The 16,200-nt window shown below is 73.1% G+C and carries 14 protein-coding genes; 6 read left to right on the top strand and 8 right to left on the bottom strand.

The window, feature by feature from the left end; genetic code table 11:
- The first annotated feature begins 35 nt into the window (after positions 1–35).
- Positions 36–1,418: an AI-2E family transporter gene (locus DFJ67_RS31675; RefSeq protein WP_116071800.1), complete on the top strand. Its 1,383-nt coding sequence runs from the start codon at positions 36–38 to the stop codon at positions 1,416–1,418.
- On the opposite strand, the gene DFJ67_RS31680 is transcribed toward DFJ67_RS31675, so the two are convergent.
- Both DFJ67_RS31680 and DFJ67_RS31685 read right to left on the bottom strand, forming a co-directional pair.
- Positions 1,415–2,062, bottom strand: coding sequence for an NAD(P)H-binding protein (locus DFJ67_RS31680; protein WP_116071802.1), 648 nt, complete (start codon positions 2,060–2,062; stop codon positions 1,415–1,417). The two genes, DFJ67_RS31675 and DFJ67_RS31680, sit on opposite strands and share 4 nt — an antisense overlap.
- A gap of 10 nt (positions 2,063–2,072) precedes the next feature.
- Positions 2,073–2,864, bottom strand: coding sequence for an AraC family transcriptional regulator (locus tag DFJ67_RS31685; protein ID WP_116071804.1), 792 nt, complete (start codon positions 2,862–2,864; stop codon positions 2,073–2,075).
- A gap of 63 nt (positions 2,865–2,927) precedes the next feature.
- On the opposite strand from DFJ67_RS31685, the gene DFJ67_RS31690 reads away from it, so the two are divergent.
- Both DFJ67_RS31690 and DFJ67_RS31695 read left to right on the top strand, forming a co-directional pair.
- Positions 2,928–3,494 (top strand): TIGR03086 family metal-binding protein, encoded by a 567-nt coding sequence (locus DFJ67_RS31690; RefSeq protein WP_147315675.1) that lies wholly within the window; start codon positions 2,928–2,930, stop codon positions 3,492–3,494.
- A 97-nt stretch (positions 3,495–3,591) separates the two neighbouring features.
- On the top strand, positions 3,592–6,531 hold the full coding sequence (locus DFJ67_RS31695) for a glycosyl hydrolase (RefSeq protein WP_116071808.1): 2,940 nt from the start codon (positions 3,592–3,594) through the stop codon (positions 6,529–6,531).
- 19 nt (positions 6,532–6,550) lie between these two features.
- Here the strand turns inward: DFJ67_RS31695 and DFJ67_RS31700 are convergent, their stop codons facing one another.
- The 4 genes from DFJ67_RS31700 to DFJ67_RS31715 are packed head-to-tail and all read right to left on the bottom strand — an operon-like array spanning position 6,551 to position 9,159.
- The gene (locus DFJ67_RS31700) at positions 6,551–6,889 is read right to left on the bottom strand and encodes a DUF952 domain-containing protein (protein ID WP_116071810.1); all 339 of its coding nucleotides are present in this window, start codon (positions 6,887–6,889) and stop codon (positions 6,551–6,553) included.
- Positions 6,886–7,443, bottom strand: a complete 558-nt coding sequence (locus DFJ67_RS31705; protein WP_116071812.1) for a GNAT family N-acetyltransferase — start codon at positions 7,441–7,443, stop codon at positions 6,886–6,888. Before DFJ67_RS31705 ends, DFJ67_RS31700 begins: the two co-directional genes overlap by 4 nt.
- 46 nt (positions 7,444–7,489) lie before the next feature.
- Positions 7,490–8,320 carry an ABC transporter permease gene (locus tag DFJ67_RS31710; RefSeq protein ID WP_116071814.1) on the bottom strand — a complete coding sequence of 277 codons (831 nt, stop codon included), beginning with the start codon at positions 8,318–8,320 and terminating at the stop codon, positions 7,490–7,492.
- Positions 8,317–9,159, bottom strand: coding sequence for an ABC transporter ATP-binding protein (locus DFJ67_RS31715; protein WP_116071816.1), 843 nt, complete (start codon positions 9,157–9,159; stop codon positions 8,317–8,319). The genes DFJ67_RS31710 and DFJ67_RS31715 overlap by 4 nt, the downstream gene beginning before the upstream one ends.
- Positions 9,160–9,304: 145 nt before the next feature.
- Between DFJ67_RS31715 and DFJ67_RS31720 the strand changes: the two genes are divergently transcribed.
- The 3 genes from DFJ67_RS31720 to DFJ67_RS31730 all read left to right on the top strand — a co-directional run bounded on the left by DFJ67_RS31720 (position 9,305) and on the right by DFJ67_RS31730 (position 12,413).
- The gene (locus DFJ67_RS31720) at positions 9,305–10,222 is read left to right on the top strand and encodes a GbsR/MarR family transcriptional regulator (protein ID WP_116076872.1); all 918 of its coding nucleotides are present in this window, start codon (positions 9,305–9,307) and stop codon (positions 10,220–10,222) included.
- A 163-nt stretch (positions 10,223–10,385) separates the two neighbouring features.
- Positions 10,386–11,171, top strand: coding sequence for an MHYT domain-containing protein (locus tag DFJ67_RS31725; RefSeq protein WP_308442576.1), 786 nt, complete (start codon positions 10,386–10,388; stop codon positions 11,169–11,171).
- An 18-nt stretch (positions 11,172–11,189) separates the two neighbouring features.
- Positions 11,190–12,413 carry an FAD-binding protein gene (locus tag DFJ67_RS31730; protein ID WP_116071820.1) on the top strand — a complete coding sequence of 408 codons (1,224 nt, stop codon included), beginning with the start codon at positions 11,190–11,192 and terminating at the stop codon, positions 12,411–12,413.
- 35 nt (positions 12,414–12,448) lie between these two features.
- Here DFJ67_RS31730 and DFJ67_RS31735 read toward each other — a convergent pair whose 3' ends face one another.
- Both DFJ67_RS31735 and DFJ67_RS31740 read right to left on the bottom strand, forming a co-directional pair.
- Complete coding sequence (locus DFJ67_RS31735; RefSeq protein ID WP_147315676.1) at positions 12,449–14,701, bottom strand: FUSC family protein; 2,253 nt, start codon at positions 14,699–14,701, stop codon at positions 12,449–12,451.
- Complete coding sequence (locus DFJ67_RS31740; RefSeq protein WP_116071824.1) at positions 14,698–16,116, bottom strand: GMC family oxidoreductase; 1,419 nt, start codon at positions 16,114–16,116, stop codon at positions 14,698–14,700. The genes DFJ67_RS31735 and DFJ67_RS31740 overlap by 4 nt, the downstream gene beginning before the upstream one ends.
- Between the last annotated feature and the right edge of the window lie 84 nt (positions 16,117–16,200).

Genomic DNA, 16,200 nt, shown 5'->3' on the forward strand with positions numbered 1-16,200 from the left:
TTCCGGACCCTTGCGGCTGGGCAACGAAGTCCGGCATGACCTGGGTCGACACGGTGCGCGAGCGCGCCCGCACCACTTTGCGCACCGCCGGGCGCCGCGGCGACCCGCCGCCCTTCACGCCCAACCAGCGGCTGGCGCCGAGCGCCACGCCGGTCGTGCTGGTCGACCAGGGCACCTCCGTCGACTCCGGCGTGCCCCGGGGCGTGCGGCTGGCCGGCGCCTGGGCCTGGCGCATCGTGCTGCTGGTCGCGGCGGCGTACCTCCTGTTGCGGGTGATCGGTGTTCTGCGGGTGGTGCTCATCCCCGTGGTGGTCGCCATCCTGCTCGCGGCCCTGCTGGAGCCGATCGCGGCCGCGCTGCGCCGGCGCGGGGTCAACAAGTCGCTGGCCGCCGCGTTGGTGCTGGTCGGCGGCCTGATCGTGGTGGCCGGCGGGCTCAGCCTGATCGTGCAGACCTTCATCTCCCAGTTCGACAGCCTCTCGGCGCAGGTCAGCGAGGGCATCGACGAGATTCAGAAATGGCTCGCGCAGAGCCCGCTGCACGTCTCGCAGAACCAGATCAGCGACGCGATCGAGCAGACCCAGAAGCAGTTCATGGCCAACCGGGGCGGCCTGACCACCGGCGCCCTGAACACGGCGACGACGATCGGCGAGGTCGTCACGGGCATGCTGCTCGCGCTGTTCACGCTGTTCTTCTACCTGCGCGACGGCGAGCAGATCTGGACGTTCCTGTGCCGGCTGCTGCCCCGCGGCGCCCGGGTGCCGGTGGCCCGGGCCGGGCACTACTCGTGGCACACGCTGGTCTCCTACGTGCGGGCCACGGTCCTGGTCGCCCTGGTCGACGCGGCCGGCATCGGGATCGGCCTGGCGATCCTGCGGATCCCGCTCGCGCTGCCGCTGGCCGCCCTGGTGTTCCTCGGCGCGTTCGTGCCGGTCGTCGGTGCCACCGTCACCGGCGCCGTCGCGGTGCTGGTCGCGTTGGTCACGCACGGGCCGATCAGCGCCCTGATCGTGCTCGGCATCGTGATCGGCGTGCAGCAGCTCGAAGGCCACGTGCTCCAACCGCTGATCATGGGCCGGGCGGTCGCGCTGCACCCGCTCGCGGTCATCCTGGCCATCGCCAGCGGAATCGTCGTCGGCGGCATCGTCGGCGGCCTGGTCGCGGTGCCGATCCTCGCGGTCGTCAACACGGCGGTGCGCTATCTGGCCGACCATCCGACGGGCGAGCCGACCCCCGACCGGGAACCGCCTGGCACGGAGCCGACCGACGAGGACGACGCCGACCAGGACGAAGCCGACAAGCACGCCGCCGACAGGCACGCCGCCGACGCTTCGCCGGCGGAGCCGGCCGCCGTGCCGAGTGTCGAATCCTCAGTGGACACCGACCCGGCGCCCCGGCCCCGGCCGGCCACCGACTAGAGCGCCGCGAGCGTCTCGGCGATCGGGGTGTCGCCGGTGGTCACCTCGAACTGACGGTGCACGGCGAGACCGCCCGTCACCAAGGCGGCGATCACGGCGGCCACGTCGGCGCGCGGGATGCTGGCGCGGGTGACGGTTTCGCCGACATTGACCTTGCCGGTGCCGGGCTTGTCGGTGAACCCGTCGGGCCGCAGGATCGTCCAGTCGAGGTCCATGTCGCGCACGGCGCCGTCGGCTGCGCTCTTGGCCTCGAGATAGATCTCGAAGTCGTCGTCGAGCGACGGGTCGAAGTCATCGGCGCCGATCGCGGAGAGCAGCACGAACCGGCGGCAACCGGCCGCGACCGCACCGTCGGCGAACAGGATGGCGGCGTCGCGGTCGACCGTCTTCTTGCGGGCCGGGCCGCTGCCCGGGCCGGCGCCGGCCGCGAAGACGGCCGCGTCGGCACCCGCGAGCGCGGCGGCGACCTCGTCGCGGGTCGCCTTCTCCAGGTCGAGCACGAGCGGCTCGGCGCCGGTCGCGACGACCTCGTCGGTCTGGCTGGCCTTGCGGAACAGCGCCACGGGGGTGTGCCCGGCGTCGGCGAGCTGCCGGTTGAGCAGCCGGGCGACCTGGCCGTGGCCACCGGCGATGACGATCCTCATACCCGCGACGCTACGCCGGACCCGGCTGGGCGCGCGCATAGCGGGCCGGTGGCTCGCCGACCAGGGCGGTGAAGTCGCGGGTCAGGTGGGCCTGGTCGGCGTAGCCCAGGGTGGCGGCCAGCGTGGCCACGTCGAGCCCGCAGCCGGCCGTCTCGGCGGCGGCCGCGGCCTCGTGCAGCCGGTAACGCCGGATCACCCACTTCGGCCCGACGCCGACGTGCTCGGCGAAGAGCCGCTGCATGGTGCGGGCGCCGAGGCCGGACGCCGCGACGAGTTGGTCGACCCGGGTGATCGCGGTGTCGCCGGCCGCCCGGGCGACGATCGCCTCGACCGTCTCCGCCGCGGCGTCGGGCCGGTCCGGCGCCCGGTCGGCGAGAAACCGGTCGAGCAGCCCGACGGCGCCCGCCTCGTCGGCGGCCAGCACCGCCTCGGCCAGCGCGCTGCCCTCGGCGCCGAACACCGCCTCCACCGGGCGGAAGCGGTCGGTGAGCGTCGACACGGGCGCGCCGAGGAACGGGCGGAAGCCGGCCGGCCGGAAGCGCGCGCCGACCACCCGGCCGGTGCCGGTCAGCACCTCGGTGAACCGGCCGCGCGGCACGCCGGTGACCCGGCAGCGGCCTGGCACGAAGGTCAGGTTGACCGCCGGGTAGGGCAGCACGTGCTGCGCGTGCGGCGGCTGCCCGCGCAGGTCCCAGTGAATGACCCAGTAGTGCGTGACGAACGGCGCGAGCCGCGCGGCCGGCGGGTGGGTGGTGAACCGGAACCGCCGGTGCGCCGTGTCGGCGTGCAGGATCCCCGGCATCCGGCAAGGCTATGTCGCGTTTGTTCAAGCCCGCCGGCCGGGCGCACACCTAGCGTGTCCGGTATGCACCTCGACACCGTCATCTCCGACGCCGCCAACCACACCGGCCAGGTCCTTCGCGGCGTGCGGCCGGCCCACCTCGACGCGCCCACCCCGTGTGCCGACTGGGACGTGCGCACGCTGGTCAACCACGTGCTCCAGGTGGGCAGCGCGCTGGCGCTGGCCGGCCGGGGCGGTCCGGTGCCGGCGGAGCTGTGGAGCCAGGAACTGCTGGACGACGACTTCGCGGCGCGCTTCGACGCCGACCGGGAACGCGCGATCGCCGGTTGGGCGATCGAGCCGGCCGCACCGATCACGCTCGGCGCCTACGAGATGCCGCCGGCGGCCGTCGCGTCGATGCTGACGACCGACCTGACGATCCACGGCTGGGACCTGGCCCGCGCGACCGGTCAGCACTACGAACCGGACCCGGCGGCGGTCGACCTGACGGCGCGCTTCATGACCGAGATGGCCGAGCAGGGCCGCGCGATGGGCATCTTCGCGGCACCGGTTCCGGTCGATGCCGCAGCCGGCCCGTTCGCGGCGGTGCTGGCGGTCAGCGGGCGCGATCCGGGGTGGCTTCCGGCGTGAGAGCGCTCTCTCGCGTACTGAGAAGGCATTGACATCTGCCGTTGGGTTTGATGGCCTGCACTGCAACAGAACGCCCCCGCCCGTCCCCGGAGGCATCATGAAAACGCTTTCCCGTCGATGGCGCGCGTCTGCGGCAGTGCTGGCCGTCGCGCTCGTGACCACCGTGCTCTCGTTCACCATGCTCGACCCGGCCGGCGCCGCACCACTGGGCGCCGGCAGCTATGCCACCAGCCGGCCCGCCGGGGCCGCCGCGCCGGTCGCCTGCGCCGGCATCTCGGCCAACCCGCGCCTCTACGTCACCGCCAACGCGCCGTCCGGGCCCGTGCCTACCAACGACTGGTGGTCGTCGCTGCTCTACAAGCGCGACAACGTCGGCTGCCAGTTCTCGGCGCCGCTGCACGCCCACCCGATGTCGTTCCAGCCGGCCGCCGACGGCCTCGGCGTCTCCTACACGACCACCGCCACGGTCTCCGGCACGCCGACCACGGTGGGGGAGTATCACTACCCCTACAGCCGCGAGTTCACCCTCGGTGTCGACGGGCTCGCCTCGCCCGACGTGAAGGTCGACGGGTGGAGCGACTGGACCGTCTCGCCCTACTGGTCCGGTGCCGGGCGCACCCTGCGCACCACCATCGGGCACGGCCTGCCGTTCGTCTACGCGCAGGTGACCGGCGGCGACGCGGTGCTGTCGTTCCCCAGCGCGCCCGCGGTCTGGGTCAACAGCGGCAACCGGGTCGGCTTCACCATGCGGGGCCACGACTACGTCGCGTTCGCGCCGACCGGTGCGACGTGGACGGTCAGCGGCACCACGATCCGGTCCACTCTGGCCGGTCGCGGCTATCTGTCGGTGGCGCTGCTGCCGAGCACGACGTCGACGCCGGCCGCCGAGCGCACCGCGCTGGCCGACAGCTACGCGACCTACGCGCACCGGCACGTCACCGGCACCGCGGTGAGCTGGTCGTTCAACCAGGCGACCAGCACCGTCAACGCGACCTACTCGGTGACCACCACGGCCCGCGAGGGCAGCGGCAGCGGCACCGTGCTCGCGCTCTACCCGCACCAGTGGAAGAGCCTGGCCGGCGGCACGCCGATCGCGCCGACCTACGTGTCGGCCCGCGGGCCGATGAAGGCGCTGGTCGGCGTCTCCTCGTTCACCACCGCCATGCGGTTCAACGGGGTGCTGCCCGAGGTGCCGGCCGTCGCCACGTCGACCGGCGCCGACCTGACCACCCTGGGCGGGCTGCTCGACCAGGTGGCCAACGGCGACCCGATGGCGGGCGTCGGCAACGACACCTACTGGACCGGGAAGGGCCTCGGCCGGGCCGCGCGCCTCGCCGAGATCGCCGACCAACTCGGCCGCACGGCACAGCGCGACCGGATGCTGGCCGCGATCCGCACCCGGCTCACCGACTGGTTCACCGCCTCGACGGGCAAGACCCAACGCGTTTTCGCGTACGACGCCGCCTGGGGCACGCTGGTCGGTTTCCCCGCCTCCTACGGCTCGGACACGGAACTCAACGACCACCACTTCCACTACGGCTATTTCATCGCCGCGGCGGCCACGCTGGCCCGGTTCGACCCGCAGTGGGCGGCCCAGTCGCAATACGGTGCGATGGTCAACCTGCTGATCCGCGACGCCAACAGCTGGAACCGGGCCGACCCGATGTTCCCGTTCCTGCGCGACTTCGACATCTACGCCGGCCACGACTGGGCGTCCGGGCACGCCGCGTTCGGCGCCGGCAACAACCAGGAGTCGTCGTCGGAGGGGATGAACTTCGCCAACGCCCTGATCCAGTGGGGCATCGCGACCGGCAACACCGCGGTGCGCGACGCCGGCCTGTTCATCTACACCACCCAGGCACAGGCGATCCAGGAATACTGGTTCGACTCCAGCGACACCAACTACCCGGCGGCGTTCGGGCACAGCGCGGTCGGCATGGTCTGGGGCGACGGCGGTGCCTACGCGACCTGGTTCAGCGGCGAGCCCGAGATGATCCAGGGCATCAACCTGCTGCCGATCACCGGCGGTTCGCTCTACCTGGGCTACCGGCCGTCCTATGTGAACACGAACTGGGATGAGATGGTCCGCAACAACGGCGGCCAGCCGACCGCGTGGCAGGACGTGTGGTGGTCGTTCCGCGCGCTGGGTTCGGGTTCCGGTGATGCCGCGCTGGCCGCGTTGCGGGCCAACCCGGGCTATGCACCCGAAGACGGTGAGACCCGGGCGCACACCTTCCACTGGGTGCGCAACGTCGCCGCGCTGGGCACGGTCGACCCGACCATTACCGCCGACACCCCGTTGTACGCCGTGTTCACCAAGAACGGCGCCCGCACCTATGTGGCGACCAACGTCACCGCCAGCCCGCTGACCGTGCGCTTCTCCGACGGCCGGACGCTGACCGTGCCGGCCGGGCGCACGGCGACCACCGGCGCGTTCACCTGGAGCGGTGGGGGTGGGGTGGCGAACCCGCCGACCGGTGAGCCGAGCAACCCGCCGACCAGCAACCCACCGACGAGTAACCCGCCGACCAGCAACCCGCCGGTGGTGTCCAACAAGCTGTTCGTCCGGTCCGGCGGTGCACTGTCCACTTCAGCCGGTGGGGCAGCGGCGACCGTCACGCTCCCGGCCGCCAACGGCAACTGGGACGGCACTCCGCACAACCCGGCCACGTTCGCCTTGTGCGGGTTGCGCGGCCCGGTCAGCGGTGCGACCGCGTTCAGCCTCCAGGTCGACGCCGCCGGCGCGGTCGGTCAGGGCATCCAGGCCCGGGTCTCCTACGACGCGAGCGGCTCCGGCACGTTCGGGCGGACCGAGACCTACAACTATTTCGCCACCGACCCGGTGGTCGGCACCGAGGTCTACACCCAGGCGGCCGGGTTGCGGGCGTCGACCGGCACGCTCGCGACGATGACCGGCGGTTGCGTGCGGCTGGAGCTGTGGAACGCGATCGGCAACGCGCCGACCACCGTGCGGGTGGATGCCACCGCTTCCGAGGGGAGGCAGTCGACCGTCACGGTGCCGTTCACGCTGTCGTGACCGGGGGTGGCCGCGGCGCTCACCCGAGCGCCGCGGCCACCGCCTCGTCGACCGGGATGTCGTCGCGCAGCAGCACCACCGCGACCACCGCGTGCAGCGGCATCGGCCCGTAGAGGTGCGGGAACAGCGCGCCGCCGCGGGAGACCTCCCAGCGCAGCCCGGCGCCGAGCACGTCGGGATCGACGGTCAGCATGGTCAGCCCGGTCTGGCCGGCGAACACCCGGGCCGCGGTCTCGACCACCTGGTCGGCGGCCGAGAAGTGGATGAACCCGTCGCCGCGGTCGAAGTCGGAGCCCTCGTAGACCCCGGCCGCCTCGGCGGCCCGCCACTCCGCGGTGGTCAGCAGCTTGTAGATCATCGGGCCGAGCCTACCGGCGCGGTCGGCACCCAGAAGCGGAGCTTGCCGGACCGCTCGTCGTCGAAGACGCCGCCGTTGCTCTCGATCACCCTGCGTGACCCGACGTTGTCGACGTCGCAGGTGACCAGCACCGAGTCGATGCCCAGGGCCTCGGCGATCGGCAACGCCGCGGCCAACATCGCGGTGGCGTGGCCCCGCAGCCGGGCGCTCGGCCGCACGTCGTAGCCGATGTGGCCGCCGAGCTCGCGCAGGCTGTCGTTGAGTCGGTGCCGGATCGCCAGCCGACCGAGGTAGGCGTCGCCGTCGACCCACCAGAGCGTCGTCGACGGGACATGCGTCGGCGGGCGCGGCGACTCCTCCAGCGCCTGGGCCCGCAGCCACGCGGTGTATTCGGCGAACACCTCGGGGTTGTGCCAAGAATCGCGGTAGGCGCGGATCTCGGCGCCGATCATCGACTGGTCGTCGGCCGCACCGCGCCCCTCGGCCTGGAACTCGGTCATCCCGGCGAGGAAGGAGCGGTGCACGGCGACGGTGGGTGGCAGCAGTTCGGGCACGCTCCTTCCTATCGTGGATCGCGCCCGGCGCGCACCGGGATTTGCGTCACCCGACCCGTTGCAGGGCCCGCTCGCGGCGCGCGGACATCCGCGAACCGGATTCCCTCCTGGCCATCCGGCGCAGCACCAACGGAGCGAGCAGCAGCCCGGCCACCGCCCACAGCGACAGCACGCCGACCGTCTCCAGGTGCCGCCACGAGTCGCCCAGCTCGACGCTCACCGCGGCGTCCGGCAGCAGTGCCGCGCGCATGCCGAGGCCGAGCCAGTAGAACGGGAACGCCTGCCCGACCGCCTGCAACCAGCCGGGCAGCGCGGCGATCGGGTAGAAGATGCCGGAGATCGCGACCACGCCGAGGATCGGCAGGGTGAGCAGCCCCTGTGCGCGCGGGCTGCCGAAGACCGCGCCGAGCACGATGCCCAGCGGCAACGTCGCGGCCAGGGCCAGCGCGAGCAGGCCGGCGACCGCGAGCCAGGTCCCGGCACCGCCGGTGACCAGGCCGGGCACCAGCAGCGCGGCCGGCACCAGGAAGACGGCCAGGTCGGCCAACAGCCCGCCGCCGACCAGGATCAGCGTGCCGACCAGGTAGGCCGGGACGCCGTGCGGGGTCGCCTTGGCCCGCAGCAGGGTGCCGTCTTCCCGGTCGGCGGTGAGCTGCTGGCTCAGCGAGACCATGCCGAAGGCGGCGTTCATGCCCAGGATGCTCGGCACGGCCAGCGCGCCGAGCGAGAAGGCGCCGAACTCGCGGTCGCGCAGGAACACCACGGCGCCGACCATCAGCAGCGGCCAGAAGACGTGTGAGAACAGCTCAGAGCCGTTGCTGAACGACTGGCGCAGCAGGATCACGCCGCGGCGCCAGCCCAGCCGCAGGGCGGTCACCGGGCCACCTCGGCCTGCTGGACCAGCGCGAGGTAGGTCTGCTCCAACGACGCCCGGTGCACCTCGAGCTCGGCGACCTCGGTGCCGTGGGTGGCGAACAGCTCGCGGACGAACGCCGTGGAATCGGGCGTCGACCGGGTGAACCGCTGGTCGCCGCGGCGCCACCGGACCTCGTCGGCACCGACGATCTCCTTTGCCAGCTCGGCCGGCGTTCCGTCGGCGACGACCCGGCCCCGGTCGAGGATGACGATCCGGTCGGCCAGCCGCTCGGCCTCGGCCAGGTCGTGCGTGGTCAGCAGCACCGTGGTCTCCAGGCCGGCGAGCAGGTCGTGGAACTCGTGCCGGGCGACCGGGTCGAAGCCGGCGGTCGGCTCGTCGAGGAACAGCACGTCGGGGCGGCCGACCACGCCGATCGCGACGTCGAGCCGGCGCCGTTGGCCGCCGGAGAGGGTGCGGATCTTCTGGCCCGCCTGCTCGGTGAGACCCACGGCGGTGAGCAGCCGGTCGACCGGCCACGGCCGCGGGTAGTAGCCGGCGAGGTGGCCGAGCAGCTCGCGGACTCGCCACTTGGCGTGGTCGCGCCACGACTGGAGGACGATCCCGACCCGGGCGCGCCAGGCGTCGCCGCCGCGGGCAGGGTCGGTGCCGAGCACCTCGACCCGGCCGGCGTGGCGCTGCCGGAACCCCTCCAGGATCTCGATCGTCGTGGTCTTGCCGGCGCCGTTGGGGCCCAGCAGCGCCACCGTCTCGCCGGCGCTGACCCCGAACGTCACGTCGTACAGCACCTCGGTGGCGCCGTAGCGCATCCGTACACCGTCGATGTCAATGGCGGTTGTCATGCCGTCGGACGGTAGTTTTCGTTTCCGCGACCGTCAACGCTAGAATCCTTTACCGACAACGGAATCCGGCAATCATTGCAATGGCGATGGCGGGGAACGCAACGCTCGTTGCAATGGGCTGTCGGTGAACGCAACGGAGGTCGCGATGCCCGGTGGCAGGCTGACGCACGACGAGCGGGTGCGCATCGCGTCCGGGCTCACCGAGGGCTTCGGCTTCGCCGAGATCGCCCGCGACCTCGGCCGGCCGACCTCGACCGTGACCCGCGAGGTGGCCCGCAACGGCGGGGCCCGCGGCTACGCGGCCGACCGGGCGCACCGAGCGACCGCTCGCCGCGCCGCGCGCCGGCCGCCGCTCGGCCCGCCGGATGCCGGGTCGGCCGCCGACGAGGAGGCCCGGCGGGCGTTCGTCGAGGAGTTCGCGACGATGTTGACCGCGGCCGGGATACCGCGGATGGTGGCCCGGGTGCTGTCCTGCCTCTATACCACCGAGGCCGGCAGCCTGACCGCCGGCGACCTGGTCGAGCGGCTGCGGGTCAGCCCGGCCTCGGTGTCCAAGGCGGTCGGCTACCTCGCCGGGATCGACCTGCTGCGCCGCGAGCGGGTGGGCCGGCGGGAGCGCTACGTCGTCGACGACGACGTCTGGCTGCGGGCCTGGGCCGGCAACGCGCGCACCCACCTCGTGTGGGCCGAGGCCGCCGAGCGAGGTGTCGCCGTCTTCGGCCGCGACACCCGGGCCGGCGGCCGGCTGGCCGAGATGGCCGGCTTCTTCGGCCGGCTCGGCGACGACATGTCCGGCGGACCATCCGACGCCGCCGTCGCCGACGTGTTGACGGTCACCGCCGCGCTGGTGCAGGTCGGCGCGCCGGTGCGGCCCGCCGTGCTGGCGACGGCGCTCGGTTGGGCGGGCGCCCGGGTCGACGCCGCGCTGCACGACGCCGCACGCAGGTCAGACCTGACGGGGCCGGTGTCAGTGCATCGACGGCGCGGCGGTGGTTACGCCGCCATCCCGAAACTTTCCGAGGCACAACGTGCCAAATTGACGACCGTCGTGCGGTCATCGTGAGGCTACCCAGCGACTTATGACCGAACGTTGCATGGTGATCGTCCCATTGGTAGGACATTGTTGATCTCGCAACCAGACGGTCTGACGACGAAAGCGAATCATGGCGCACATAGACCAATTCGGGTATGGCTGGATTACTCCGGCGTTGAGCTACGCGCTATCGGTGTTGGGTTCGGTCCTCGGACTGCTCTGCGCCCAACGGGCCCGTGAGGCCACCGCCACCGCACAACGCGCCTGGTGGCTGATGCTGGCCGCGTGGGCGATCGGCGGCACCGCGATCTGGAGCATGCACTTCATGGCGATGCTCGGCTTCTCGGTCACCGGGGCGCCGATCCGCTACGACATCGGGCTCACCGCGGCCAGCGCGCTCATCGCGATCGTGATGGTCGGCGTCGGGCTGTTCATCGCCGGCCTGGGCCGGCCACTGCTGATCAAGGTGATCATCGGCGGCGTGATCGCCGGAGCCGGGGTCGCGGCGATGCACTACACCGGCATGGCCGCCATGCGGGTCAACGCCGAAATCCACTACGACAGCACCCGGGTCGGCCTGTCGATCGCCATCGCGGTCGTCGCCTCGGCGGTCGCGCTGTGGCTCGCGCTCAACGTCAAGGGCACGCTCGCGGTGTTCGGTTCGGCCCTGATCATGGGTGTCGCGGTCAACGGCATGCATTTCACCGGCATGTACTCGATGTCGGCGACGCTGCACGAGGAGCGCGGGGCGCTGGCCGGTGCGACCGCGTCCAACCTGCTGGTGCCGATCGTCCTCGCGGTGATCCTGGTGGTCATCGGCCTGGTCTACGCGGTGCTGGCCGCACCCAACGCCGACGACCGCGCCGGCATGGCCTACCTCCAGAACCGGATCGCCGACCGGGAGGACAACCCGCCCGCCCCGGCCGCGCCGGCACCCGACCCGCACGGCCTGGCGGCCCGGTTCCAGAGCCGGCGCTGACGCAATACGGTTGCGCCCATGGAATGGAACTGGGCAGGCAACCACCGCTACGCCGCCGCACGAGTGGCCCGGCCGACCTCGGTCGGCGAGGCGCAGGACCTGGTCGCGTCCGCCGACCGGGTGCGGGCGCTGGGCACCCGGCACTCGTTCAGCGGCATCGCCGACACGCCGGGCCTGCTGCTGTCCACCGCTGACCTGCCGGTCGACCTCGCCGTCGACGAGGCAGACGGCAGCGTCACGGTCGGCGGCGGCGCCCGCTACGGCGATGTGGCGGTGGCCCTCGACGGCCACGGCCGGGCGCTGGCGACCATGGCGTCGCTGCCGCACATCTCGGTCGCGGGCGCGGTGGCGACCGGCACGCACGGCTCGGGCGACCGCACCGGGTCACTGGCGGCCGGCGTACGCGCGGTCGAGGTGATCGGTCCCGACGGCACGCTGCGCACGGTGCGCCGGGGCGAACCCGACTTCGCCGGCAGCGTGGTCGCCCTCGGCACGCTCGGCGTGGTGACCCGGGTCACCTTAGACACCGAACCGTCCTATGTGGTGCGCCAGGCGGTCTACCGCGACCTGCCCTGGTCGCTGGTCGACACCGACTTCGACGCTCTCACCGGCGCGGCCTACAGCGTGAGCCTGTTCGTCGATTGGGCCGGTGACCGGATCGCGCAGGTCTGGCTGAAGAGCCGCACCGACCTGCCGGCCGACCTCTTCGGCGTCGTGGCCGCCGACGAGCCGGTGCACATGCTGGCCGGCGCGCCGACCGCCGCGGTGACGGGCCAGCAGGGCGTCTCCGGCCCCTGGCACGAGCGGCTGCCGCACTTCAAGCTGGCGTTCACGCCGAGCCGCGGCGAGGAACTCCAGAGCGAATACCTGCTGCCGCGCGCGGCCGTGCACGAGGCGTTCGCCGCGCTCCGCCCGCTCGCGCCGCGGATCGCGTCGGTGCTCCAGATCTCCGAGATCCGCACGGTCGCGGCCGACGACCTGTGGCTCAGCCCCGCCTACGGCACCGACGTGGTCGGCGTGCACTTCACCTGGGTCAAGGACATCGAGCGGGTGTTCGCGCTGCTGCCCGACATCGAGGCGGCGCTGCTGCCGCTCGGTGCCCGGCCCCACTGGGGCAAGTGCTTCGCCGCCACCGAGGTGGCCGCCAGCTATCCGCGGATGGCCGACTTCCGTGCCCTGCGGGCCCGGGTCGACCCGACCGGCAAGTTCGGCAACGACCTGGTCGACACGCTCCTGGGCTAGGCCGGGTCCGGCCCTGCGTGGCGGCCGGGCACGGCCTAACCGGTCACCGGGTGTGTCTCGGCCACCCGGGCCGGCCCGGTCAGTGTCACCTCCAGCCGGCGGGCGGCGTCGAGGTGGTCGGCCGTCCAGATCACCCGAACCGCGGCCGACGTCGCGTTGCTGTCGCCGCTGTCCAGATCCCGGCGGACAGCCGCGATCAGCCGGTCGCCGGCGGTCAGATCGGGTGGGTCGGGCGCGGGTGTCGGCGCCGCGCCGTCGCCGGCGAGGGTCGCGGCCAGTTCGGTGTACCAGCGCTCGACGTCCTCGCTGCTGCTCAACAGCAGCGTGCGGGCGGCGGCCCGGTCGCCCGCCGCCGGGTTGTCCCGCTGCCACAGGTCGAGCACCGCGTCGGCGGTGATCCGCAGCGCGGCCACGCCGTTGACCAGGCTGGTGATCTCGGCGAGCGGCATCGGCTTGGCGCCCCGCTCGTTGAGGTAGGTGCGGAAGGTGTCGTCGAGCCGGCGGGCCGACGCCGCGGCCCGCTGCGCCTCGGCCGTCGGTGCCTGGGGCCGACCCCCGTCGTCGCAGCAGTGCGCCGCGTACGCGACCGCGGCGTGCAGGTAGTGCGCGCTGTCGGCGTAGGAGTCGGCCAACGCCCGGCGCAGTTCCTTGCGCGCCCCGCGCGGCCAGAGCAGCAGCCCGACCAGGATGCTGATCCCGACGCCGATCGCCACGTCTTCGACCCGGATCAGGCCGAGCTGCCAGCCCGCGGGCTGGATGATGTTGAAGAGGATCAGCAGCGCCACGGTGAACGCGGCCTGGCCGGCCGCGAACGAGATCCGCGCGGGCGCGATGCCGGCCATCAGCACGGCCACGGGGAGCAGCGCCCACAGCACGTTGATGTCGGTGCCGACGCCGATCAGGATCACCGCACCGATCACGAAGCCGACCACCGTGCCGAGGATCGCCCGGATCGCGTTCTGCCCGGTGGCGAGGGCGTTCGAACGCAGGACGGCGAGCGTCCCGAAGATCACCCAGAAGGAGTGCTGCACGCCGGTGTAGTGCACGACCACCACCGCGGCGGCGATCCCGAGCGCGCCGCGCAGGCTGTTGTGCAGCCAGGTGGAGTGTGGCTCGAGGTGGGCCATGGCGCGCTCGCGGGCCGTCCGCCACGGCCCGGCCAGGCCACCCGGCTGCTGGCCGAGCAGGCGCTGTCCCCAGGTGCGCCGCTCGGCCGCCACGCTCAGCTCGACATTGCCCGCGACCAGGCGGACGGCGTACGCCAGTTCCTGGACCCGGAAACTCGGCGCCAGCGCCCCGACGAACTCGTTGACGTGACCGTTTCCGGTCAGCTCCAGCGGCAACGTGACGGTCGCCTCGCGCGCCATTCGCGCCAGCGCCGCGTCGAGCCGGCCCTGTGCCGCGTGCAGGGCGTCGGGCGGCGTGTCCGGGCGTTCGAGCAGGGTCGCGGCCTCGTCGAGCAGGTCGGCGGCCGCGTCCTTGACCGCGTCGACCGGCCCGCCGCCGGCGCCCTTGGTGGCCGGCCGCTCCAGCACGTCGCGGATCCAGGCCAGCTCGTCGATCAGGCGGACCCGGGCGCGGGCCGCGGTGGTCAGGCCGGTGGGCCGCGACGGCGCGCTGAGAAAGGCCCGGTGCAACGCGCTGACCGCCTTCTCAGCGGCGGCGTCGAGGGCGTCAACGTCTTCAGGCGCGCCCCGCCACCGGGCCGCGCCGGCGTGCAGCGCGGCGGCCAACGCCCGGCAGGCGGCCACCGTCGGCGCGCGCAGGGGATCGGTCACCGGCGCCGGCCAGAGGAACCGGATCGCCAGCAGCGACCCGCCCGCGGCCAGGGCCCAGCCGGCCAGGCGCGGGCCGACCGCCGCCGGGCCGGCCGGTAACGAGACCGCCAGGATCACCGCCAGCAGCAGCGAGATGCTGGCGCTGGCGAGCACCGAACTGACCACGCCGGAGAACAGGATCGCGAACGCGATCACCAGGATGACCGGGGCGGCCACCGCGACGTGTGGCGAGATCAGCGTGCCGATCGCGAGCAGCACGGCGCCCGCGCCGATCAGGCCCAGCTCGGCCTGGATCCGCTCCCGCATCGTCCCGCCGAACTCGACGAGCAGCAGCAGGCAGAAGGCCCCGATGGCGGCGAACGTGCCGATCGCGACGTTCCCGATGACCAGCAGCCCGATCGCGAAGAGGGCCGGCGACACGACACCGGCCCGCGCCCCGCGGCGGACAGCACCGTCGACCAGGAGCCCCTTGGCAAAGCCTTTGATCCGGGTAGCGGCCCGCGTCCTCACCCGGACCCGCTGACCAGGCTCGCGGCCCGCTCGGCGATGGCCACCGTGGGTGCGTGGGTGTTGCCGCTGACGATCGACGGCATGACCGAGGAGTCGGCCACCCGCAGCCCGGCGATCGCGTGGACCCGTAGCTCCGGGTCGACCACCGCGGCGCCGTCGATGCCCATCCGGCACGTGCCGACGGGGTGGAAATAGGGCGTGACGGTGTCCCGCACGTACTGCGCGAGCACCGTGCTGCTGGCCGCGCCCACCCCGGGGAACTCCTCCTCGTCGCGAACCCCGGCCAACGCCGCCGCGGCGCCGATCTCGCGGGCCATCCGCAGCCCGGTCACCATCCGGTCGACGTCGCGCTCGTCGGTGAGGAAGGCCGGGTCGATCAGTGGCGGCGCGAACGGGTCGGGCCCGGACAGCCGCACCGTGCCCCGGCTCTCCGGGCGGGTCAGCGCGAACACCACGGAGTAGCCGTCCTCGGTGCCCGGCGCCCAGCGCGGGTGCACCGGCAGCTCGACGAAGACCATGTGCAGGTCGGGCGGTGCGGCGGGGTCGGCGCGGGTCAGCACGCGCGGGCGGCGGCCGGCCGGTGCGTCCCGCACGGTGTGCCGGGCCGCGTAGGCGACCTGCGACTTCGGGTGGTCGTGCAGGTTGGCGCCGACGCCCGGCAGGTCGGCGACCACCGGCAGGCCCAGCTCGCGCAGGTGCTCGCCGGGGCCGATGCCGGAGAGCATCAGCAACTGGGGGGACCCGATCGCGCCGGCCGTCAGCAGCACCTCGCGGTCGGCCCAGCTCACCCCGGTGTGCCCGTCGACCCGGTAGGCGACGCCCCGGCAGGTGCCGGCTTCGACCACCAGCCGTACCGCGTCGGCGTCGGTCATCACGGTGAGGTTTTCCCGCTCGTTGGCGGGCCCGAGGTAGGTCTCGGCGGCGCTGTGCCCCGGCCCGGCGTCGTCCCATGCCGTGCCCTCGACATCCGGACCATTGCCGTCCGGATTCGGGGGATGCCCGGCCTCGACCGATGCGGCGTAGAAGGCTTCCCAGAGCGGGTCCGTCGGGGCTGCGTTTCCGTCGTCGCCGCCGTCGAAGAAGGGCAGCAGCGACTCGTAGGTCCAGCCCAGCGCGCCCGCGTCGGCCCACGCGTCATAACTGGCGGCGTCACCCCGGATGTGCATGAGGCCGTTGGTGCCACTGGAACCACCGAGGACCTTGCCGCGCGGGTAGGGCAGGGCCTCCCGATCGGCGTTGGCCTGCGGCACGGTGGCGTAATGCCAGTCGGCGTCGGCGCCGCCGCTGGTGGTCGGCGGGAACGCGGTGCCGGCCTCCAGCAGCAGCACCCGCACGCCGGCATCCTGCGAGAGGCGTGCGGCCAGCACGCAGCCCGCGGTGCCGGCGCCGACCACGATGTAATCGAAAGAGCGCATGGCGATCCTCCCGGGATCGGCCCGTAGCGTCGATGCTAGGCCGGCACCGGGGGTGATTTCCACGGATTGGCGGAACGGTGGCGG

The sequence above is a fragment of the Asanoa ferruginea genome, assembly GCF_003387075.1.
GTDB classification, from domain to species: Bacteria; Actinomycetota; Actinomycetes; order Mycobacteriales; family Micromonosporaceae; genus Asanoa; species Asanoa ferruginea.